This window comes from Spirulina sp. 06S082 (assembly GCF_034932145.1).
Taxonomy (GTDB): domain Bacteria; phylum Cyanobacteriota; class Cyanobacteriia; order Cyanobacteriales; family Spirulinaceae; genus CCY15215.
The window spans coordinates 18,827-41,019 of record NZ_JAYGHV010000276.1 but is presented as its reverse complement, the minus strand read 5'-3'; the positions used below and the strand labels follow the sequence as shown (position 1 = coordinate 41,019).

Below are 22,193 nucleotides of genomic sequence, written 5' to 3'. Positions count from 1 at the left end.
AAATGGCATAATTTATCTCTGCTTAGATATTAGCAGTCTTAGTGCTTGAGTGCTAACAAAAAAGAAAACTAAAATATCAAAAAATGTTACATTTTATACCCACAAAATGAAATAAGAAATTAGAATGGAAGAAAGTAAACCATGAGTTAATCAGTCGTTAATCAGTCTAGGCTATGTCTTATTCATCTGATTCTTATTCATTTGATATCATTGGTGTTAGTCCCATTATTCAGTTTTTTCAACATCAACAGCAGGTCGAGCAAACTCCTCATCGGAGTAAAGCCTATTTAGGTAGTTATAACTGCACGTTAGATAGTTTTATCCATTCTACAGAAATGGTTTGTCAAAAGCCAGACTGGGACTGGGATAATGTCGTCAGCGAGATCGTTAATTTTTGGCTCAAACATGAAGACAAAATTCAACAGTGGAAACTCGAACTCGATAGCATAAAAGGGGATAATTTGATTATCGGTAGGGTTGCCAATGTAAATCGCTTGCGTCAGGAATTTGAGTCTCTTTTCTAGAAATAAGTTTTGAGGAAATCAAAGCGCAAGCATTACACTACTATGGTATAATCTTTTTCAGATTTTGCCAAACCTGAATGCTTTTATCGGCACCACTACTAATGAGAATTTTGCCTGTAGGATGAAAAGCAAGAGATAAAATATCGGCAGAATTCTCTTTAAGTTTAACAATTTTTTGACCCGTTTTAACTTGCCAGAGAATAATAATACCATTCCAACTACCACTGGCTAGAATTTCCCCATCAGGACTAAAAGCGAGGGAAGAAATGCGATCGCCATGACCGAGTAAAATCAAAGGAACTTCCTGTGTATCCAGAGTCCAAATTCGTATTGTACAATCATATCCTCCCGTCGCCATAAGTTTGCCATCGGGACTAAAAACTACTGTTAAAATAGCAGAATTCATTTTTAGCGATCGCATTAATTTTCCAGTTTGAATCTGTCGCAAACGCACATTAGATTCAAGTCCACCACTGGCAAAAATTTTGCCATCTGGATTCAAAGCAAGGGTATAAATTTTCTTACCATATCCTTTCAGCGTATTGATTTCTTTGCCTGTATTACTATCCCAAAGTTTAACAGTTTTATCCCAACTTCCACTCGCAATGATAGTTCCATCGCGACTAAAGGTAGTACAGGAAACAACATCGGAATGACCGGAAAACATTCCCCCTAAAGTACGAAGGATATTCCCTTTCTTGAGGTTCCAGAGTTTAATGGTGCGATCGCTGCTACAACTAGCCAGAATTTTACCATCTGGACTAATCGCAAGATCGTTAACTTCTCCAGAATGACCTTTTAAGGTTTTGATGAGTTGATTCGATCGCATTGTCCAGAGTTTAATAGTACGATCGCTGCTACAACTGGCAAAAAATCTTCCTTTGGGATCGATCGCGATCGCATTGACTTTTCCGTTATGTTTTTTAATAATATTAGTAAGCTGCCAAATTAGTTTTCTTGAAGGAGATTGAGGTGTATCGGGAATATTATCTTCAGAAGGAGATTGAGGTGTATCGGGAATATTATCTTCAGAAGGAGATTGTTTAACATTAACTTGGCCTGTTTTTAAGTGTTCGTATGCTGCATTAATTTGTTTGAACTTTTCTTCAGCTTCCTGTTGATATTCAGGTGCATCGATAAAGCGATTGGGATGCCAAATTTTTGCCAGCTTGCGATAAGCCTGTTTAATTTCATCTGGAGATGCACCGGGTTTGAGACCGAGGATTTCGTAATCGCGATCGCTCATGAAACATTGAACTTTAAGTTAATTCCTAGAATACCCTAAGAATCATTCAAAAACATCTCACCATGAAATTAAAGTATAAATTGTTCTTGAAAACTAATCTCTCCTAGTGTAACTTTAACCCCAAATGTATCGCCGTAATTGCATTGTAATCCACATTGAATAATATTATCCGACTGGTGCGATACGATGCGATCGAACACTTGACCTTCTTCATCTAATATTTCTAGATTTAGATTTGTCGGTAAATAATCTCGCAAATTCAGAGAACTAATACGGAAATGAACCTGTGCTTTTTTATTTTTCTCTGGAACTACGGTGACAATTAAAGCAACTGAGGGAATATCAAGTTTAATATCCAAATCGATGCGTTTTGCTCGTTGAACACCTCGGAAAGTATTCGACGAATTGATATTAGTATTCAACAGATCGATAATTGCAGGAATTGTTGTGGTAGAATTTCCCCAACTATTCGTTTCTTTCCCTCTGAAGGCATACATAGGCTTCATTTCTGGTTCTTTACTCGTGTCAACTATATTATCGAGAATATCTTCTAATGATTGCCAATTTGTCTCAAAAATATTCTTCAACCATGCACCCAAATGAACATTTTTCTGGGAATTAATACGACGTTTATATAAATCCAAACGATCGCGATCGCTAATCAATAAAGCAGTCCATGTTGTCAATTCTTCTTCTTTTAATTCCAAGCGAGGAGAATAGGTAGAATTTTGACTCCACTTGATCAGAAAGTCTTGCTGTTTCCGGTGTGATAAATTGGGTAATTCTCGCATTTCCAGTTCTGTTCGTTCTGGGAGACAAAGTTCTCGTGCAACCCATAATACCTCAATATCTTCGATAAGGGTCTTTTTAGGTAAATTATAAGTGCGATCGCGACTTTCATAATCGGCTTTTTCTTTGAGTTTTTGATGGGTTGTATATCCCCAAAATTGTAGCCATTGATGATCTACATTAACCTCAACAGCAAGATAATAGTCTCCCGCAAGAGCAGGAATATCAACCCATTCCCAAGGTACGGAAAATTCATCGGGACTAACAGTATCTTGAGGAATGAGAATGAGTCTGCGATCGCCAATTTCTAAAGCTGTTCCATTAATAAATTCCCAGAGACTACTTTTGCCAATTTTGTCTAGATCGCTAAAACAGATTTTTAACGATTCATTTTGCAGATCGGGATCGCTATTAATGTATTGCAGAAAACTATTTAAACAGAGAAGATTGAGATAAGCAGTCCAACGAGAAGACTGATTAGAGTAGGTTTGCGCTTGCAACCAAATTCGATCGCGTTCTTCTGAAGAAAACTGCAGCCAAAGGCGATCGGGGAAAATTTCGATGAGTTGTTCGAGAGTAAAAGACATGGTTTTTTGTTCCTTCTGTTCGGATAATTAATGAATATTTTCTTGCAAAAAAGTATCGATATCAACAGTAACTTTGCTGAGATTTTTTTGCTTTACATTTAATTCTTGAGAAATCGCTTGTAAGAACATCGTTTTTACAAGTAATGTCTCGCGATCGCCGATTAGTTTTCTCTGAAAAGATAGGCTTAAATTCTCTAAGAGAGATTTAAAAAGATTTGTTGCGTACTTTTTTAAAACTTCCTCCATTTGTTCCTTGGCTGATTCGATCGCATCACTATCTAGATGAAGATTGAAGTGCTGTTGAATTTTTTTAACGAATTCTTTGAGCATCAATTGGCGTGCTTTTTTTAGTCTTCGACTGACGGCATATTGAGGCAGATCGATCGCTAATCCAATTTGAGTTTGATTTAGATTAAACCCTTTCCAAAGGAGAAGTAAGGTTTTATTTTCTGATGCTAATTTCTCAAAAGAAATACCCACGAGAGTATAAATTTCATTCCTTTCTTCTTCTCTGACGATGGAGTTGACAGGATCGTTATCTTCCCAGTTATTGAGGGTGATAAAAAAGTTATCCCAACGATCGCCTTCAAAGTTCAAGAGACTATCGGGATAGTAAATCTTTAACAGTCGATGATCTCTCATGGCTTCAATACAGGATTGAAGCATTTTTTCTATCTTTTTTTCATTGACAAATCCTCCAGATTGTGATACGAATAGTTCGTGGTTTTGATACAGGCAAACGAGGGTTTTTAATTCTTGGGCATTAGGAGGAGGTGAAGCTGGATCGCTGCGGTTTTGACTGGGTTTACAAATTTCTTTAAAACAGTTCCAAACAAAAAGATGTTCTTCGATATGTACTTCTTCAATTTGACTGCGTAAAGCAATCTTTAATTCTTTTAAGGTGGTATCATAACGAAGAAGTCCCCAGTCTTTATATTTCCCGAGAATACTTTCTTTATTATATTTGTATAATTCGTCTTTGACTCGGCGCTCTAAGACAGCCTTGGCAAAAGTTTTCACAAAGTAAAGATCGCCATCTTTGTGCCTGCGTTTAAAGTCAAATCCACTCAGTAGTTTTTGAGGATTATTGGCATATTGCATTGCTATTTGTAGATAATCCCGTTCCTCATAACGATGTTGAAAAAAATCGATTTTGCGATGTTTTTGGTGTATGCTTTTCGCAACAGAGTAACTACTCAAACAAAGATAAGCCATTAAGTGCTTTTGAGCATAAGCGAGATCGTCAGGATGTTCTGGCGCGATCGCATTCTGTAAAAGTTGCAAAAAGTATCTCGCACAAGTATCTTCCGAGGGGTTATTTTGGCGATCGAGAAAGCGCCACATATTGCGATGCAATGCGGAGTTCGATCGCCAAATGAGGCGATCGCGGTTTCCTACATCCTTAAACCGAGGAAAACGGGAAAAAAGTTGTACGAGTTTTAAGGGGTCATTCACGTTTAGCATCCTCCCGAGAAGCTCAAATCCATATTCGATCGGGTTTTTCCGAATGGGTGATGGGAGCTTATACTATTATTGGGGAGGATTTTCTGGGGTTTATGCAGGGGAGGAGAAAGAATTTGGTTTTTTTGAGGTTGATTGTTACATTTCTTCATATTTCATATTTTTCCATTCTCTTCTTTAATGTATTTATAAAGCGCTTTAAATTTACGTTGCTGTTGATTATGATCGACAATTGGAGCAGGATAACCGCAATACTGTAACTCTAAAGGTGGGATTTTTCCGGTGACTAAATACTCTGGATCGAAAGATCGCAATTCATCCACCCATTGACGAATATATTCTCCTTCTGAATCAAATTTCTTGGACTGACTAGCAGGATTAAAAATGCGTAATGGCTTTGGATCCATGCCACTGGAAGCACTCCATTGCCATCCCCCATTATTAGCAGCTAAGTCTCCATCGCACAAGTTTTGCATAAAATATTTCTCTCCCCAACGCCAATCTATAATCAAATCTTTGGTTAAAAAACTGGCAACAATCATGCGACATCGGTTGTGCATCCATCCGGTTTCATTGAGTTGACGCATAGCTGCATCAACGATAGGATAACCGGTTTTTCCTTCGCACCATGCCTGAAAATAGTTCTCATTATTTTCCCAAGGAAAATACTTAAATATCTCGCGATACGCACCTTCTGCAAGTTCGGGAAAGAAGTATAAAGCGTGGTGATAAAATTCTCGCCAAGCTAACTCTTGTTGCCATGTTTGTACATTTTTTCGCGCTTCATCACTGCGACAATTCTCATAAGCAATTTGTGCAGTTTGCCAAACTGTGCGAATGCCGATCGCGCCGAATTTCAAGGCTGCACTGAGTCGCGATGTCCCATCAATAGCGGGAAAATTTCGCTGTTCTTGATATTCGTATAAAGCAGAGTTACAAAATTCTGCTAATCTCTCCTTGGCTGCTGTTTCTCCAGGCTCTAAAATAAACCCATTCTCCCAAGGATAACCTAAATCTTGCGCTGTGGGTAAGGCGATCGCGCCTGCTTTTCGGGCGGCTATTTCTTCAGTTTCAGTTAACCCCAATAACGGTTTTAAGGGCTGACAAGGTTCATATTTTTTCTGTTTAAGCCAATTCTTCCAAAATGGCGTATAAACCGTGTAAGGCTTATCTGTGGCTGTTTTAATTGTACCGGGTTCGTGTAATAATTTATCCCAATAAGTTTTAAATTCTATGCCTCGCTCTTTTAAAATTTGTTGCAATTGGCGATCGCGTTCTTTTGCGTAAGGCTCAACATCTAAATTCCAAATAACTTGTTGACAATTTAACGCTGAAGCGAGTTTAGGAATTGCGCGATCGGGTTCATCATAAAGGATGAGAAGTTGACTGCCAAGTTGTTGATAACTTGTTTGTAATTCCTGCAAGCAACCTATCATATAAGCTACTCTTGCAGGAGCAATATCGTCTCGTTTGAGAATATTGGGATCGAAGCAAAAAACACCAATGATTTTAGCACTAGATTCTCGTGCAGCACTCAATCCTACATTATCCTCAACTCGTAAATCGCAACGATGCCAAAATAAAATACACATAATTCAAAAATAATTAATAACCAATTCAACAGCAATTTATTTTAATTTTCTTCAGCTAAACTTTGCTGTATCCAACCTAAATAAAAATGATTTAGTAAATCCGTGCGATCGCGACCTGCTGGTGTAATTGTTGGTTCGACCAAAATTTCTGTTTTAATATAGGGTTGTCTTTGTTTTATTTCTAATACTGCTAAACAGGCACGAGGTTGATTGTCTTCTGCATTAATTTCTGTTTTAGTTAAAGTAATACTTTGCACGACAATTGAATCGATCGCATCGGGATAGTCACTCGGAGATCGATAAGGATTAGGTTTAGAGCCAGAATCAAAAGATTTCATCCATGCTTCTGAAGATAGCATGACAATCATTGGATAAATTTCTCGACCCCATGCTTGATAGAAAACCCCTCCTAATGCAACTAAAACTTGACGACGTTGGACAGAATGATTAAAATCTGGTTCGTTGGGAATCTCCAGAAATTGCCAGCGTCCTTCTGAATCTAAAACTTGTAAGGTAGGAGGGAAATTCTCGATGCTTTCTTCCTCGCAAAATCCCTGAATAATTTTTAATTCTTGTTCGATCGTGGCGATTAATTCATCATCGGAGATTGTGTCGCGATCGAGGTTATCTAACATTTTAAAAGTTCCTCTCATTAAGTTCGGAATTTGCCGGTAGAACATTCTCCCAGATTCCCCATTGACCCATTTTCGCAATACAACTGCGATCGGGGGATTGTTGGGGGCGATCGAGGAACTCTAATGTCATAATAATAGGGCAATTTCCCTGTTCTAATGCACCATGTCCCAAACCGGGGTATTCAAAAATATACGCCTTGCTGAGAAAACGGGCAACATATTCACCATAAGGCAAAGGGGTAATGGGATCGTATTCTCCATGTAGAATTAAGGTCGGAATATCGCTGCGGATGGGTTCGTAAACGCGATCGGGAAGGGGAGTGACGGGATAAAATGAACAAAAATCTGCTAAAGTTCCCGAGACAATTGTAACTTTTTGCAGAAAGGGTAAAATGGGCTTTAAATTTAAGGGAGGTATGGGAGGATTGGGGGCGGCACATATTGTCGCAAAACGCATTCCATTGGCGAGGGGAAAGGCTTCTCGGAGACGCTGACGATAGATATTTTTAAACAGTGTAAAGTCTTCTCTATTTAGATCGTAAATGAGGCGAGGAAGTTGGGGAGCATATTGATGAGCATCATAGAGAAAATCGCGTAGAAAAAAAGCAAAAGTTTGTCCATTAAGGAAATAATAATGGGCGTTTTCTTCTCCTTCAATGGCAATATCGATGGATTGAGGATCGCGCTCTAATTGGTTAAGAAGATGGATTAATTCTTGTTCTAAATTAGGATAATTTTGCTGGCAGAAACGATCGCGATCGCAGGCTGCAAAGATATGCCTCAAAGCATGGCTAAAACTTTCCAATTGATAAAAACCGATATCGGAGTCGGTGGCAATGGTAGCATCAAGAATAATGGTGCGAAGTCTTTGGGGATGTTGACGCAGTAAATAGAGGGCGAGTTGGGAAGCGTAGGAAGTGCCGTAATAGTTGAAGCGATCGTAACCGAGAGTTTGGGTAACTAGGGCAATATCATGGGCGTGTTGTACCATATTAAAGGCATCGAGATTAATCCCTTCACTCTCCAAACGTTCTTTACAAATACTGGGGAATTCATCGCGATCGCATTGCAAATGGGGTTGAGAATAATACGCTCCTCGTTGTTCAATTAAGAGGATATCTCGTTGTTTTTGTAGGGGTAATAAAATGCCTTCGGGGGTAAAGTGGCGCACTCGGCGGAAACTAGAGGCACCGGGTCCCCCTTGTTCCATAATTAAGGGCGTTGAGTCGGGGTTATTTCCGGTACTTTTGAGACGGATAAAGGCAAGTTTAAAGCTGGTTTTTGTAGCGCGATCGTGAAATTCTGGGACAGTCACATAGCCACAATTTGCATTTTGAACGGTGGACGGAACATCAAAATTAGCACAAGAATGCGTTTCGATGGGTTCGGCTGCTTGAACCGAATATTGTGTAGAAAAAGCGGTTGCTGTTAAAGCACAGAGGAGAATTAAGGGATAATTATTAAAGAATTTTAATTGTTGTAGAGTGGGCATTGTCCAGCAATAAATTTTAATTTTACTCTTTACCAAGGACTGCCGATCGCCACAAAAGAAGCCCAATAGTAGGGATGCGCTAAATTAACGCCACTAGACTGTAAATTCGGCGGTAGAGCGATCGCACTCTCGGAATTGACCAAAGTTGCCCCTTCTAGGCGAATATCGCCGCGAATCATGGCAAGTTGAGCCTGTCGCAGTGCCTCGGTTTTAATAGGGGCGGTTCTTAATTGCTGGTAAAATTCGCTCATTAAGGCGAGAGTACCAAGATCGCTCACGGACCACAAACTGGCGATCGCGGTTTTCACTCCTGCTTGTACTGCCAATCCTGCAAACCCTAATTCTGCGTCGCGATCGCCTAATGCTGTCTGACAGGCACTTAAAACTAATAATTCTACGGGGGGATCTCTCCAGCCTAGTTCCCCAAGGCGATCGAGGGAAAGTTGGCGATCGCTAAATTGGATGTAAGAGCGATCGGGAGATCCCGATCTAAACTCGGCGTGGGTCGCAAGATGAATAATTGTAACGGGGTCTTGTCGTCGTTCGGCCTGCAGGTTAGCAATAGTAAAGTTTTGATTGAGGAAGGCTTTCCCCGGCCACAATTCCGGTACGATCGCCGACAGTTCGACTTCTACTCCAGGTAGGGGAATTTGTTCGAGAAATTCCGAGGCTCCCATGGCCAAAACCCGATCGTTGCGGATATCGGTGTAGGTAGTTTCTGTGAGACTAAAGGCGGGGATTGTCGCGAGGCTATATTTTTCAATTAGGAATTGTTCGCCGTCTTGAAGTGCTGCAAAAGGAAGCGATCGCAGGTTTTCGCCAACGCAAAATAAAAGGGTGTCGATCTGTTGGCTTTCGAGGATGGGTTCGATCGGTGCAATCAACCACTGATAAAGTTGTTGGGAGGCTTTTCTATAAGCAACGCTATTGACTCTACGAGGGTTAGCAACTTCCCGACGAAAGGTTGTTGCCATAATATCAAGTTCTTCGCTATCTGCCTCGGCAATGGTGAAACTCATGGGTTCATTCCCAGGGGTAATCAGCAGAATAACAAGGTCTTCAGGGCGAGAAAATGCCCAAATGACGGCGGGATTTTCCCCAGTTTCTTGAGCTATATCGAGGAGTTTTTGCGCGATCGCCTCGGTTTGTTGGATCGGTTGTTCGTATTTTTGCCCATAAAATGCTTGGTAGTCTTTTTTCCAGTCACCTTCAAGGACGGCGATCGCTTCCTCAATATTACCGCGATCGAGGAGATTATCCACGCGAGAAGGTTTAGCGTGGGAGGCGGAAGGAGCAAGGGAGGAAAATGTTAGGAAAAACAGCAGGGAAAGCAGAAATGGCAGTATAAAGAAGCCTTGCCTGCGGTGTGGTTTGCGAAAGAACCAAGCATTAAAAATATTCATAGCAGGCATTCTTTAGTTTGTGTTTTTGGTATTAATGGTAGCTTTTATGCTTCCCTTACTATTTTGAGAACTTTTGAAAGCCTGTTTTTTTGTGAATTGGCACTACTCAGATGTTCTTAAAATCCTCAAAATCTTTTTATAGGTTTCTTGATTGAGGATAACGGATTCTTTGCGATCGCTTTCAGGAAATAAAACAAGAGTAAAGGTTTTTTCAGTTTCCGGAACTTCCATCACCTCTTCTACAGGTTCTAGATCGGGAGCAATTTCTTCCTCTTCTTCAGCAGAAATAACGGGTAGGGAAGATTCTTCCTCATCCTCCGATACTACCGTTTCTTCTGATATATTTTCTTCTATTACATTATCTATAATTTCTGGTTCATCTAATACTAAACTTTCCTCATCTTCTTTTTTAAATAGAGGGAATATTTTGCCATTAAACGGAAAAACATTCTCATTCATAACAGGAAACTTTAACAAAACCGTATCTTCATCAATGCGTTCAACGGCAACGCAACCCGTATTTAAAAATAGTAGGATTGCAAAACAAAATGAGAGAAAAAGTTGTTTGAACTTCATTTTTACCAACATGAGATGTTGCTCCAAATTGAATTATTAAAGAAGCAATTGAGCATCCCCTGGTTTGGGGAAGCGGCGATCGCCAGATGAATTGGGAGAATTGGGTTGCGATTCGCTATTATCGGGTAGAGGAGAAGAAGAATCTTGATTGTTGTTATCAATATTGGGGTTGAAAACTCGCACGAGGGTTTGAATAAGTTCTTCTCGCTGTTGTCGAGTTAGGCGATCGATAATCGCGATATCTCCTTTTAAAGGATTATCTCGCAAGGTTCGCGTCCCAGAATATCGACTCGAAAGAATGGTTTCATTTGCGCCTAAATAATCCGCAAGAGTGAGTTTCCAATCAAAGCGATATTGTGGGGGGCGATTTTTGAGATAAATATGATAGTAAATTAAGCGAGCAACCAAAGTGTTTTGCGATGCTATCTCACCAGAATCCTGAGAAATATATTGATTTTCTTGGGGGAAATTAGGGAGTAGTTGGTAAACATCTTCAGCATCTTTAATCGCTTGTCGAGTTTGGGCAAAAGCAGGAGGGCGATCGCCGCCAACCACTAAAGCAAGTGCTAAAATAACAGAGAATTTAGCAAAATTACGCCATAAATTCTGTTTCATCCTTCCTCCTCTAATCTTAGTTATTTTCGGCAATTAATCCCCAATAATTTCCGGCTGGGTCAGTTCGTCGGACATTTCGATGACTGCGCGAATTACAGGCTTCATTGCAGGATCGTCAAGACTCTCAAATTCTTCATAGCGACGGCGTTTAGCGCGATGGGCAACTTGTACGGTAATGCGATAGCGGTTGGAGGCTGCAGCCATTAACTCATCAGCGCGGGACATGATTTCAGAAGGGTCGAAAGGTAGCCGTTTAGCCATTGGGGATCAATCCGAATTAATGCAATGATTTTAAGGTTTTTGGTCAATTGAGCCAGCAATAATCTCATCAAAAGGGAAAATTGCTGTAGTAATGACTAGAGAACAGTCTAGCAAAGTTTCGGCAAGGATATCAGAAAAAAAGGGGATCGGAAAATCCGAGAAGATCGTCTTTTCTAGTCGATCGCAGCAATATCAGCCATGCTGCTGATGTTGCTGCGAGGAATCTTAGAATAGGCTCGTTTGAATAACCCAGTTAGCACTTGACTTGGACCCACTTCTATGATTTTTTCGACCTCATTGGCGGCGATCGCGTCCATAATTTCTCGCCAGCGTACCGATCCGGTCATTTGTTGTTGCAACCGTGCTTTTAATTCCCCTGCATGGGTTGTTGGAGTGGGTTCGACATTGGCCAAAACGGGGATTTTACTCTCATTAAAAGTTACTTTGTCTAAAATCTCATTGAATTTTTGTGAGGCTTCTTTCATTAGGTGAGAGTGAAATGCCCCGGAAACATTTAACTCGATCGCGCGTTTGCTTTTAACCGCAGCGACGACGCGATCGACGGCGGCGGGGGTTCCAGAAATGACCACTTGGGCGGCACTATTATCGTTAGCGAGGACAACATCGGCGGTTTCGTCAATTTTAGCTTGGAGTTGTTCGCGATCGAACCCCATCAGCGCATACATTTTCCCTCCTTCTGCTGCGTCCATCAATTCCCCGCGACGCTTCACCAACTGCAACCCGGTTTCAAAATCATAGGCTCCTGCGGCGTAAAGGGCGACGTATTCCCCTAAACTGTGTCCGGCCACGTATTGGGGGTTTTGACCTGCTGCAAAGAGCAAATCGGCAAGAATGGAGGCGATCGCGTACAAGCAGGGCTGAGTGTAGAGAGTACGAGAGAGTTTCTCCGGTTCATTTTTACACACTTCGAGGATAGACCAACCTAAAATTTCTTCGGCGCGATCGAGTTTGGCTTTTGCGGTGGGAATATTTTCGAGATCCGCCTGCATCCCGATTTTCTGCGATCCCTGACCTGGAAAAACCCATGCTGTTGTTGTCATTGCGGTATCTTTATTAATTGTGATAAATCGGACTTCAAAGATATCTTCCTTGCTTTTGCGATCGCTGACAATGAGAAATGTTCCAGATCACAGAGACATTTTTGAAGTATTGTTAAGATTGGTGACGATAAGATTGTCCTTCTCATCCCTTGTATTGCCCAAAACCTGAAATGGGATTCTATGCCACTATCAAATACTGGGAGTATCTTAGCATCCCTAACCCAACTGACCCAATTTAATCGCACGAGCGTCTTGAGCAACCGCGTTAAAGACCTCTCCATTAACGAGTTTATCTGTTTACTGGATTTTATTACGGCGGAATTCCAGCAATTTTTGCGGGCGATCGACGCACTTAACAGTGAAGCCCTCGAAACAATGCTGGATCAAATCGTTGATGCGCTAACCTTGAAAATTGGGCAAATTTTGCAGGCCGATCGCACAATCGTTTTTTTGGTAGATAGCGAAAAAAATCACCTTTGGGCAAAAGTTAACCACGACGATCCTCATACATCTAAGAATTTACGTCTTCCTCTCAATGTAGGTATTGCAGGAAGAGTTGCTGTTACCGGACAACTTTTAAATCTCGTTAACGCAGAAAAACATCCCCTCTTCAACAATCAAATTGACGGACTGCCAGGTTATAGTACACAAACGCTGCTGTGTATGCCTATTTTGAGTAGTAGCGATCGCGTTGTCGCCGTCGTTCAATTATTAAATAAAGCCGATTATCTTCCTTTTAATCAAGACGACGAACGCCAATTTCAAGACTTTGCCTCTTCTATTGGCATTATCCTCGAAACTTGCCAATCTTTTTACATGGCCGCGCGAAATCAACGCGGTGCTTCTGCACTCTTAAAAGCAACGGCTAGTTTAGGAGAAAGTCTCGATTTAGAAGCAACTTTAAGGTCGGTAATGGAACAAGCACGGAAGCTGATGAAAGCCGATCGCAGTACCTTATTTATGCTCAGTAAAGAAACTAATGAGCTTTGGAGTAAAATCCCTACAGCAGATGAAATGAAACTGCTAGAAATTCGTATTCCAGCCGATCGCGGTATTGCGGGATATGTGGCCAAAAGCGGACAAACTTTAAATATTTCCGATGCTTATCTTGACGATCGTTTTGACCCATCAACAGATAAAAGAACTGGATATCGCACTCGAAGTATTCTTTGTATGCCCGTTTATAATTCGAGGGCAGAATTAATCGCCGTTACCCAGTTAATTAACAAAGAAAAAGAGGGAAGTTTTACCCCTTCCGATGAAGAATTCATGCAGGCGTTTAATATCCAAGCCGGAATTGCTCTCGAAAATGCCAAACTATTTGAAAGTGTTTTGACGGAAAAACAATATCAAAAAGATATTTTAGAAAGTCTTTCGGATGCAGTCGTTTCCACCGATCTCCAGGGAAAAATTGTTACAATTAATGATGCCGCATTCAAACTATTAGGCTGTCCAGAAGAGCTTCTCCATGAAGAGCGCGTGCGACAAATGTGGGAGTATAAAATCCTCGATCGCCATGTTTGGGAAATCTTTCCTATCGACACATTAGAAGATCGCTTGATCGCAAGTTTGCAATCGGGAACAAAACATTATGTTCCCGAACAAACATTACTGCTTGGGATTGCTGATAGTCCGAATTCTGAAGGATTTCTGCCGCTTTTGGCTTTTCCAAACCCAGAAGATCATAATGTTTATATTCCCTGGAACGAAATGCAGCGAGAATCAGATCGATTGCGCCGCGATCGCAAAGAAGTTCAACCGATCGAACGCAGTGTAAATTTAACAGTAAATCCCCTCAGTAACTCCGAAGGAAAAGTTCGCGGAGGATTGGTTATTTTAGAAGATATTAGTAACGAGAAGCGCATTAAATCAACCCTTTATCGCTACATGAATCCCAGTGTTGCTGAACAAGTCATGGCATTGGGAGACGATGCTTTAATGATAGGAGAAAGAAAAGAAGTTACAATTCTTTTCTCCGATATTCGCGGTTATACAACCATGACGGAAAATCTAGAAGCAACAGAAGTTGTTACCTTACTTAACCGTTATTTTGAAACAATGGTAGAGTCAGTTTTTCATTATCAAGGAACATTAGATAAGTTTATTGGTGATGCACTCATGGCGGTATTTGGTGCGCCATTACCCTTAGAAAATCATGCTTCAATGGCGGTACAATCTGCCTTAGATATGCGACGCAGATTAGCGGAATTTAATCAACAGCATATCTTAGAAAATCAACCTCATTTCCGTTTCGGTATTGGGATCAGTTCCGGAGAAGTTGTTTCGGGAAATATTGGCTCTCAGAAGCGCATGGACTATACTGTAATCGGTGATGGTGTAAACCTCAGTTCTCGCTTAGAAAGTCTTACGAAAGAATATCATTGTGATATTATTATCAGCGAATCAACTTATCAATTGTGTGGTGGAAGCGATCGCCTCATTGTGCGAGAATTAGACAAAACTCGCGTTAAAGGGAAAAGCAAAGCAGTTGATATTTACGAATTAATTGGCAGGCGATCGGATAGTATCGATCCGCAAACAGAACGATTTTTAGAGTTATATCATCGGGGAAGAAATGCTTATTTAGAACGCAATTTTTCTGAAGCCTTAAACTATTTCCAGCAAGCCGGGGATATTCGTCCCCAAGATAAACCTTTATTAATGCACTTACATCGCTGTCAAAGTTATCTGGAAACCCCTCCTCCCGAAAGTTGGGACGGCATTCATACTATGATGGTAAAATGATTTTCGGGTCGGTTTACTGAGAAGCGATCGCAGTAGTTGGAACGGAAACCCACCCTTAAAAGGGAGTATTTCCCCCAAAGGAAACCATCGAGAGAATTCTACAATAACAAGAGACCCAAACAAGAAACTAAGGCGATCGCACGCTGTCAGGAGGAGAGAAAATGCAGCCCACCAACCCCAACCAGTTTACCGAAAAATCATGGCAAGCCGTCGTTAAAACCCCGGAAATTGCCAAACAAAATAAAAATCAACAAATTGAAAGCGAACATTTAATTAAAGCACTTCTGGAAGAAGAAGGACTCGCCAGCAGTATTTTTAATAAAGCCAATGTTAGCGTCCAAAAACTGCGCGATCGCGTTGACGATTTTATTAGCCGTCAGCCAAAAGTTACCCAAACCAGCGACTCTATCTATTTGGGGCGCAGTTTAGATGTACTGCTCGATCGCGCCGAAGCCTTCCGCAAAGAATTTGGCGATGACTATATTTCCATCGAACATCTCATTCTCGCTTATCCTAAAGACGATCGCTTCGGTCGCGCCGTTTTTCAAGAATTCGGCTTGACGGAAAATCAATTAAGAGAAATTATTAAAGGAATTCGAGGCAATCAAAAAGTGACAGATCAGAACCCAGAAGGCAAATACGACGCATTGGAAAAGTACGGCCGAGAACTCACGGATCTCGCACGGGAAGGGAAACTCGACCCCGTTATCGGTCGAGATGACGAAATTCGCCGTACCATCCAAATTCTGTCCAGACGCACCAAAAATAACCCCGTTTTAATTGGGGAACCAGGGGTCGGGAAAACCGCGATCGCCGAAGGTTTGGCGCAACGCATTATCAATAAAGACGTGCCAGACTCACTTAGAGATCGGCGAGTATTTGCCCTCGATATGGGAGCATTAATTGCCGGAGCTAAGTATCGCGGCGAATTTGAGGAACGTCTCAAAGCTGTTTTAAAAGAGGTGATGGAATCTCGCGGTCAAATTATCCTCTTTATTGACGAAATTCACACCGTTGTTGGTGCCGGGGCGACTCAAGGGGCGATGGATGCCGGGAATTTACTCAAGCCCATGCTGGCACGAGGGGAACTGCATTGCATCGGTGCAACAACTTTGGATGAGTATCGCAAGTATATCGAAAAAGATGCCGCCTTAGAGCGACGCTTCCAAGAAGTATTTGTAGGAGAACCCACAGAGGTAGATACTATTTCCATTTTACGAGGGCTGAAAGAGCGCTACGAGGTCCACCACGGCGTGAAAATTGCCGATAGTGCCTTAGTTGCCGCGGCCATGCTTTCCAACCGCTATATTAGCGATCGCTTCCTCCCCGATAAGGCGATCGATCTGGTGGATGAAGCCGCAGCGAAGTTAAAAATGGAAATTACCTCCAAACCCGAGGAGTTAGATGAGATCGATCGCAAAGTTCTGCAATTGGAAATGGAACGATTATCTCTGCAAAAAGATAATGACGAAGCCGCGATCGCCCGTTTGGAGATTTTAGAAAAAGAATTAGCCAATTTCAAAGAAGAACAATCTCATCTTAATGCTCAATGGCAATCTGAAAAAGATGTTATTGATAAAATCAATGGGGTTAAGGAAGAAATTGACCGGGTTAATTTAGAAATTCAACAAGCAGAACGCACCGCCGATCTGAAACAAATGCACAAGTTGCGCTACGGTAAACTAATAGACCTACAGCGTCAAATTAAAGAAACAGAAAGCCAACTAGAAGACATTCAAACCAGTGGAAAATCCCTATTACGAGAGGAAGTTTTAGAGGCAGATATTGCTGAAATTATCTCTAAATGGACAGGAATTCCCCTCAGTAAGTTGGTGGAGTCAGAGAAGGCAAAACTGCTGCATTTAGAGGATGAACTACACGAACGAGTTGTCGGACAAGATGAAGCAGTTACCGCCGTTGCTGACGCAATTCAACGCTCTCGGGCAGGTTTAGCAGATCCCAATCGTCCCATTGCCAGTTTCATTTTCCTCGGACCCACGGGAGTCGGAAAAACAGAATTAGGGAAGGCATTAGCTGCTAGTCTTTTTGATACGGAAGACGCGATCGTGCGTATCGATATGTCGGAATATATGGAGAAAAATAGCGTTTCTCGTTTAATGGGTGCGCCTCCTGGTTATGTAGGTTATGAACAAGGGGGACAATTAACCGAAGCTATTCGCCGTCGTCCTTATTCAGTGATTCTTTTTGATGAGATTGAAAAGGCACATCATGATGTTTTTAACGTCCTGTTGCAAATCTTAGATGATGGGCGTTTAACCGATTCTCAAGGTCATACGGTAGACTTTAAAAATACCATCATTATTATGACCAGTAACATCGGTTCTCAGTATATTCTGGATTTAGCAGGAGATGATGCTAACTATGAGGAAATGCGATCGCGCGTGATGATAGCAATGCAGGAAAACTTCCGTCCAGAATTTCTCAATCGTGTCGATGAATTGATTATTTTCCGCAGTTTACTGAAGGAACAATTAAAACACATTGTGAAACTACAAGTTCAGCGTTTAGAAAGTCGCCTAGCAGAGCAAAAACTGTCTCTCAAATTGTCTGAAGCAGCCTTGGATTATCTGGCAGAATTAGGTTACGATCCAGTGTATGGGGCGCGACCTTTAAAACGAGCAGTACAGCGATATTTAGAAACCGATATCGCCAAGTCAATTTTAAAAGGTAATTTCACTGCGGGTGATACCATCTTTGTAGATGTGGAAGATGAGCGATTAGTGTTTAAGCGCTTGTCTGTGGATTTATTGAAAGTGTAGATGAAAGGGCGCAATGTGTGCGCCCTTTCTAATCAAAAATTCAATAGTCAAAGACCTAGCGATCGCCGGCTTATTGGCAAGTTAGCGAATGCGCTGTTTAAAAGCGTTTGTAAATTAATATTAAGTTAGTCAAGAATAGCATTTGGGACAGCAATTGACTATAATAGAAAATGAAATTCCTGATGTAGGTTAGCCATGTTAGAAAAATTAATTCAGTATTTTGTTCGGGCGGCAGGTGGAAGTATTGAAAAAACACGGCTGGTTAAATTTTTGTATTTAGCCGATCTGTCTGCTGTTAAATGGATGGATAAACAGCTTACAGATTTAAACTGGTACTACGGTCGATATGGGCCTTGGGATCAATCTATCGATCTTGTATTAAAGTGCATGAATGAAAAGGAAATTGAACTAAAGAAAAGAAAAAATGGTCAAATAGTTATTCGAGTTGGTTCTCAATGTCAACCTCTTGAAAATTTGCAATTTGCTGAAGGTTTGGAGTTAATGCTTGACAATATTCAACATGAATGGTCTGGTGGTGGACACGAACGTTTTAAAGAATTAAAAAATTATATTGACAATACAGAACCCATACTAGAAATCAAAGAATGTAAACCATCTAAAAACATACGATTAAATCTGCAACGCGAACGAGAAAAATTATTAGAGGAAGCGATCGCTTAGAAGTGGAAAATTTAAAACCAAAGCAGGGTTTAATATATAAACTTGATCCTAATAAAGTTATCGCAAAATGTAAAAATAATCATTTTCATGTTTATCAGATTAGACAAATCAAGACTCCAAATTGTAAGGAAAGTTCTTGTATAGAAAGGGTTAACCCCAGCTATGTTGAAAGATACCAGCATCCTCATGTCGTATGGATGAATAATTATTTTTTTGAAACCAATCAAACCTATGAGTTCACATTTACAGTTATCCCTTTAAGCTCAAAATTAAATAGTATTACCAGAAATCTTAACACAGTTCATATAATCAATAATACTAAAAATAATATCAAAAAAACTGGACTCAAAGAAAAATCTTATGCCTTAGTTCACCAAATCTCAGTAGTCGATGCAGGTTGTTTCAAAAATCAAGATGGCTCTTGGAAAACATCCATAGGAATGCTGAATGATTCAGATATGAAGGGTATTGAAAAGCGTTTAAGATATTATCTGGGTTTGAGTTAGGGGGAATAGCGAGTTTTTTAATTAACTACTAATATATCTTAGCATCTCAAAATAATCTACTTTATAATCTGTTCTAAAGTGTTAACAAAATTCGGATAGGAAACTGCAGCCGCTTCAGCCCGATGAATTGTGGTTGTTCCCTTGGCTGCAAGTGCCGCGATCGCCGCCAACCCTAATCCATTTTAAGAGACCTGACCCAGAGAGGGTTTCAGAGGTCAAATCGACGCACCTCAACGAAATAATGCGGGTTTCAGCCATTTGCCGTCATGCGTCGATTTACAATTCGCAACATAATTACCCATCACCCATTACCCATTCCCAATTTCCCACCCTTCACCGATAATCGACCTATTGATAATTGTTCATTGAAAACATGAGTTTCGACTACGACTTAGTGATTATTGGAGCAGGAGTCGGCGGTCACGGAGCCGCCCTGCACGCTGTTAAACTGGGATTGAAAACCGCCATCATCGAAGCCGCAGAGATGGGGGGAACCTGCGTCAACCGGGGCTGTATCCCTTCAAAAGCCCTCCTCGCCGCCTCGGGAAAAGTGCGAGAATTTCACGATCGCCAACACCTGCAAACAATGGGCATTCAACTGGGAAGTGTCGCCTTTGATAGACAGGCGATCGCCGACCACGCGACTAACCTCGTTGACAAAATTCGCGGCGATCTCACCAATAGTTTGACCGGTCTCAAAGTCGAAACCATTCGCGGTTGGGGAAAAATTGCCGGACCGCAAAAAGTGTCCGTCAAAACCGACAACGAAGAAAGATTTCTCACCGCCAAAAATATCATCCTCTCCACCGGCTCAATTCCCTTTGTCCCCCCCGGTATCGAAATCGACGGAGAGACTGTATTTACCAGCGATGATGCAGTTAAATTAAACTATTTACCCGATTGGGTGGCCATTGTCGGAAGCGGCTATATTGGCTTAGAATTCTCCGATGTATACTCAGCGTTAGGCTGCGAAATCACCATGATCGAGGCGTTAGATGTCTTAATGCCAGGCTTCGATCCCGATATTGCCAAAATTGCCGAAAGAGTTCTCCTCAAACCCCGCGATATTGAGACTTATAGCAGCACCTTAGCCAAAAAAGTTACCCCCGGATCTCCCGTCATTATCGAACTCGCCGACGCAAAAACCAAAGAAACCATTGATATTTTAGAGGTCGATGCTTGTTTAGTGGCCACCGGACGCATTCCCGCGACGAAAAACCTCGGTTTAGAAACCATCGCCTTAGAAACCAACCGTCGCGGCTTTATCGAAGTCAACGATAAAATGGAAGTGCTAAAAGATGGGCAACCGGTGCCGCATTTGTGGGCGATCGGGGATGCCACGGGTAAAATGATGTTAGCTCATGCCGCATCTGCCCAAGGAATTATTGCTGTGGAAAATATTTGCGGCAACGATCGCACCATCGACTATCGCAGTATACCAGCCGCCGCCTTTACCCATCCGGAAATCAGCTATGTGGGCTTAAGCGAACCCCAAGCCAAGGAATTAGGGGAAAAAGAAGGTTTTGCCATTGCCACCGCCAGAACCTACTTTAAGGGCAATTCCAAGGCATTAGCGGAAGGGGAAACCGATGGTATTGCCAAGATTATTTACCGCCAAGACACGGGAGAATTACTGGGAGTGCATATTATTGGCTTACACGCGGCAGATTTGATTCAAGAAGCAGCTAACGCGATCGCGCAACGTCAAGCGGTACAAAATCTCGCTTTCAATGTTCACACCCATCCCACCCTCTCAGAAGTCCTCGACGAAGCCTTTAAACGCGCCAAAGTTTAACAGCAATTCCTCCCCAACTCAATGTCGCGAGGGGTCTCCCGTTAGAATCTCCGATTTAACGGGAGAGGAATCGCGACAAATAAAGGAAATTGAGCGGTAGCGAATCCTCCAGGAATCGGTAAGCTATAATGTTCTCATGATTCTAACCTACTGCTACCGAATTAAGCCGACCCCAGAACAGGCAGACAAGATAGACCATTGGCTCGAACTCTTGCGTCGCCATTGGAATTATGCCTTGGGTCAACGATTAAACTATTTGAGACAAACTCGTTCTCAAGTAGATCGGTGCAGTTTGGTTTCAGAATCAATTGGCGAAATTCCAGAATCCGTTAATTACTACACTCAGCAAGCTGCTCTCAAAGAAACAAAAATCCTTTTCCCAGAATACAAAGAAATCTATTCGGAAGTGCAGCAAATTAATCTGCAAAGATTAGATAAAGCATGGAAGAAATGGAGAGTTCCTGACAAGAAAGGAAAACGAGGAGGGCGACCGAGGTTTAAGAAAGCTGGACAACTAAGATCGTTTGAGTTTTCGCGAGTCAACCATCCGAAAGCCACGATTAAATTTGATGGGAAAAACCTAATAACAACGAAATTGGGGATAATTCCGGTCATCGTTCATCGTCCCATTCCCGAAGGATTTGAATTGAGAACTGCGTCAATTGTCAAGAAGGCTGATGGTTATTATGTTTGCTTAACAGCAAAAGATGAAGTAGTTCCGGAACCTCTGCCGTTAGACAAAATCAAATCTGCTGTGGGAATTGATGTGGGATTGAAAGAATTTCTCACTACATCAGAGGGAGAAACTGTTCCGATTCAACAAACCTATCGCAAGGCACAAAATCATTTAGCACGTCAGCAAAAGAGATTAAAGAATAAGCAACAGGGGTCAAAAAACTATCAAAAACAACAAAACAAAATCGCTCTTATTCATCAAAAGATTCAACGACAACGAAAGGATTTTCAATACAAAATAGCCAACTGGCTAACGAGATGTTATGACTTAATTGCTGTTGAAGATTTAAACATTAAGGGACTGGCAAGAACTCGACTGGCTAAAAGCGTTCTTGATGCAGCATGGGGACAATTTATTACCATCTTAGAAGCAGTGGCAGTCAAATGCGGCTCTCTTGTAGTGAAAGTAAATCCTCATGGTACAAGTCAAGACTGTAGCGGTTGCGGCACGAAAGTCCCGAAAACTCTCTCGGTTCGCACTCATGAATGCCCGAAGTGTGGACTGGTGATGGACAGAGATGAAAATGCGGCAATTAATATTCTTAATCGGGCATTGGAAGAGCTACAGGTGGTGGGTCTCATCATCTCTGCTTGTGGAGGCTTAGACGATAGTCAGCCTGTGAAGCAAGAAACTTCAAAGAACTGGGTTCAACTTAGTCTTTTTTGAAGCTCCCGTTAGACCTGAAAGGTTAACGGGAGAGAACCTCAC

General features: G+C 41.5%; 18 protein-coding genes. 7 read left to right on the top strand and 11 right to left on the bottom strand.

Annotation, left to right across the window (positions count from 1 at the left end; translation table 11 throughout):
- Positions 1–173 precede the first annotated feature (173 nt).
- On the top strand, positions 174–524 hold the full coding sequence (locus tag VB714_RS16210; protein WP_323225679.1) for a hypothetical protein: 351 nt from the start codon (positions 174–176) through the stop codon (positions 522–524).
- A 40-nt stretch (positions 525–564) separates the two neighbouring features.
- Here the strand turns inward: VB714_RS16210 and VB714_RS16205 are convergent, their stop codons facing one another.
- The 11 genes from VB714_RS16205 to fabD all read right to left on the bottom strand — a co-directional run bounded on the left by VB714_RS16205 (position 565) and on the right by fabD (position 12,242).
- A complete protein-coding gene (locus tag VB714_RS16205; RefSeq protein WP_323225678.1) occupies positions 565–1,770 on the bottom strand; it encodes a DnaJ domain-containing protein in 1,206 nt (401 codons plus the stop codon).
- A 68-nt stretch (positions 1,771–1,838) separates the two neighbouring features.
- The gene (locus VB714_RS16200) at positions 1,839–3,146 is read right to left on the bottom strand and encodes a DUF1822 family protein (protein WP_323225677.1); all 1,308 of its coding nucleotides are present in this window, start codon (positions 3,144–3,146) and stop codon (positions 1,839–1,841) included.
- 27 nt (positions 3,147–3,173) lie between these two features.
- Positions 3,174–4,601: a hypothetical protein gene (locus VB714_RS16195; RefSeq protein ID WP_323225676.1), complete on the bottom strand. Its 1,428-nt coding sequence runs from the start codon at positions 4,599–4,601 to the stop codon at positions 3,174–3,176.
- A gap of 161 nt (positions 4,602–4,762) precedes the next feature.
- Positions 4,763–6,199 (bottom strand): FAD-binding domain-containing protein, encoded by a 1,437-nt coding sequence (locus tag VB714_RS16190; RefSeq protein WP_323225675.1) that lies wholly within the window; start codon positions 6,197–6,199, stop codon positions 4,763–4,765.
- Between the two features lie 41 nt (positions 6,200–6,240).
- A complete protein-coding gene (locus tag VB714_RS16185; protein WP_323225674.1) occupies positions 6,241–6,834 on the bottom strand; it encodes a hypothetical protein in 594 nt (197 codons plus the stop codon).
- Position 6,835: 1 nt separating this feature from the next.
- Positions 6,836–8,326: an alpha/beta fold hydrolase gene (locus tag VB714_RS16180; RefSeq protein ID WP_323225673.1), complete on the bottom strand. Its 1,491-nt coding sequence runs from the start codon at positions 8,324–8,326 to the stop codon at positions 6,836–6,838.
- A 29-nt stretch (positions 8,327–8,355) separates the two neighbouring features.
- Positions 8,356–9,729: a CHAT domain-containing protein gene (locus tag VB714_RS16175; protein WP_323225672.1), complete on the bottom strand. Its 1,374-nt coding sequence runs from the start codon at positions 9,727–9,729 to the stop codon at positions 8,356–8,358.
- A 102-nt stretch (positions 9,730–9,831) separates the two neighbouring features.
- Positions 9,832–10,305, bottom strand: coding sequence for a hypothetical protein (locus tag VB714_RS16170; RefSeq protein WP_323225671.1), 474 nt, complete (start codon positions 10,303–10,305; stop codon positions 9,832–9,834).
- 36 nt (positions 10,306–10,341) lie between these two features.
- A complete protein-coding gene (locus tag VB714_RS16165; RefSeq protein ID WP_323225670.1) occupies positions 10,342–10,920 on the bottom strand; it encodes a hypothetical protein in 579 nt (192 codons plus the stop codon).
- A 33-nt stretch (positions 10,921–10,953) separates the two neighbouring features.
- Positions 10,954–11,181 carry a DNA-directed RNA polymerase subunit omega gene (locus VB714_RS16160; RefSeq protein ID WP_204106314.1) on the bottom strand — a complete coding sequence of 76 codons (228 nt, stop codon included), beginning with the start codon at positions 11,179–11,181 and terminating at the stop codon, positions 10,954–10,956.
- A gap of 173 nt (positions 11,182–11,354) precedes the next feature.
- Complete coding sequence (gene fabD, locus VB714_RS16155) at positions 11,355–12,242, bottom strand: ACP S-malonyltransferase (RefSeq protein WP_323225669.1); 888 nt, start codon at positions 12,240–12,242, stop codon at positions 11,355–11,357.
- Between the two features lie 180 nt (positions 12,243–12,422).
- Between fabD and VB714_RS16150 the strand changes: the two genes are divergently transcribed.
- The 6 genes from VB714_RS16150 to VB714_RS16125 all read left to right on the top strand — a co-directional run bounded on the left by VB714_RS16150 (position 12,423) and on the right by VB714_RS16125 (position 22,151).
- Complete coding sequence (locus VB714_RS16150; protein ID WP_323225668.1) at positions 12,423–14,987, top strand: GAF domain-containing protein; 2,565 nt, start codon at positions 12,423–12,425, stop codon at positions 14,985–14,987.
- Positions 14,988–15,148: 161 nt separating this feature from the next.
- Complete coding sequence (clpB, locus tag VB714_RS16145) at positions 15,149–17,767, top strand: ATP-dependent chaperone ClpB (protein WP_323225667.1); 2,619 nt, start codon at positions 15,149–15,151, stop codon at positions 17,765–17,767.
- Between the two features lie 195 nt (positions 17,768–17,962).
- Positions 17,963–18,448, top strand: coding sequence for a type II toxin-antitoxin system antitoxin SocA domain-containing protein (locus VB714_RS16140; protein ID WP_323225666.1), 486 nt, complete (start codon positions 17,963–17,965; stop codon positions 18,446–18,448).
- Positions 18,449–18,450: 2 nt separating this feature from the next.
- Positions 18,451–18,954 carry a type II toxin-antitoxin system PemK/MazF family toxin gene (locus VB714_RS16135; protein WP_323225665.1) on the top strand — a complete coding sequence of 168 codons (504 nt, stop codon included), beginning with the start codon at positions 18,451–18,453 and terminating at the stop codon, positions 18,952–18,954.
- Between the two features lie 373 nt (positions 18,955–19,327).
- Positions 19,328–20,749: a dihydrolipoyl dehydrogenase gene (gene lpdA / locus VB714_RS16130; RefSeq protein WP_323225664.1), complete on the top strand. Its 1,422-nt coding sequence runs from the start codon at positions 19,328–19,330 to the stop codon at positions 20,747–20,749.
- Between the two features lie 136 nt (positions 20,750–20,885).
- A complete protein-coding gene (locus VB714_RS16125; protein WP_323225663.1) occupies positions 20,886–22,151 on the top strand; it encodes a transposase in 1,266 nt (421 codons plus the stop codon).
- Positions 22,152–22,193 lie beyond the last annotated feature (42 nt).

What these genes read in the sequence shown, in the direction of transcription:
- VB714_RS16140 (WP_323225666.1), top strand. Translation starts at nt 17,963, where the DNA reads ATGTTAGAAAAATTAATTCAGTATTTTGTTCGGGCGGCAGGTGGAAGT.
- VB714_RS16165 (WP_323225670.1), bottom strand. Translation starts at nt 10,920, where the DNA reads ATGAAACAGAATTTATGGCGTAATTTTGCTAAATTCTCTGTTATTTTA.
- VB714_RS16205 (WP_323225678.1), bottom strand. Translation starts at nt 1,770, where the DNA reads ATGAGCGATCGCGATTACGAAATCCTCGGTCTCAAACCCGGTGCATCT.
- VB714_RS16160 (WP_204106314.1), bottom strand. Translation starts at nt 11,181, where the DNA reads ATGGCTAAACGGCTACCTTTCGACCCTTCTGAAATCATGTCCCGCGCT.
- fabD (WP_323225669.1), bottom strand. Translation starts at nt 12,242, where the DNA reads ATGACAACAACAGCATGGGTTTTTCCAGGTCAGGGATCGCAGAAAATC.
- VB714_RS16175 (WP_323225672.1), bottom strand. Translation starts at nt 9,729, where the DNA reads ATGAATATTTTTAATGCTTGGTTCTTTCGCAAACCACACCGCAGGCAA.
- clpB (WP_323225667.1), top strand. Translation starts at nt 15,149, where the DNA reads ATGCAGCCCACCAACCCCAACCAGTTTACCGAAAAATCATGGCAAGCC.
- lpdA (WP_323225664.1), top strand. Translation starts at nt 19,328, where the DNA reads ATGAGTTTCGACTACGACTTAGTGATTATTGGAGCAGGAGTCGGCGGT.
- VB714_RS16170 (WP_323225671.1), bottom strand. Translation starts at nt 10,305, where the DNA reads ATGAAGTTCAAACAACTTTTTCTCTCATTTTGTTTTGCAATCCTACTA.
- VB714_RS16200 (WP_323225677.1), bottom strand. Translation starts at nt 3,146, where the DNA reads ATGTCTTTTACTCTCGAACAACTCATCGAAATTTTCCCCGATCGCCTT.
- VB714_RS16190 (WP_323225675.1), bottom strand. Translation starts at nt 6,199, where the DNA reads ATGTGTATTTTATTTTGGCATCGTTGCGATTTACGAGTTGAGGATAAT.
- VB714_RS16125 (WP_323225663.1), top strand. Translation starts at nt 20,886, where the DNA reads ATGATTCTAACCTACTGCTACCGAATTAAGCCGACCCCAGAACAGGCA.
- VB714_RS16180 (WP_323225673.1), bottom strand. Translation starts at nt 8,326, where the DNA reads ATGCCCACTCTACAACAATTAAAATTCTTTAATAATTATCCCTTAATT.
- VB714_RS16185 (WP_323225674.1), bottom strand. Translation starts at nt 6,834, where the DNA reads ATGTTAGATAACCTCGATCGCGACACAATCTCCGATGATGAATTAATC.
- VB714_RS16210 (WP_323225679.1), top strand. Translation starts at nt 174, where the DNA reads ATGTCTTATTCATCTGATTCTTATTCATTTGATATCATTGGTGTTAGT.
- VB714_RS16150 (WP_323225668.1), top strand. Translation starts at nt 12,423, where the DNA reads ATGCCACTATCAAATACTGGGAGTATCTTAGCATCCCTAACCCAACTG.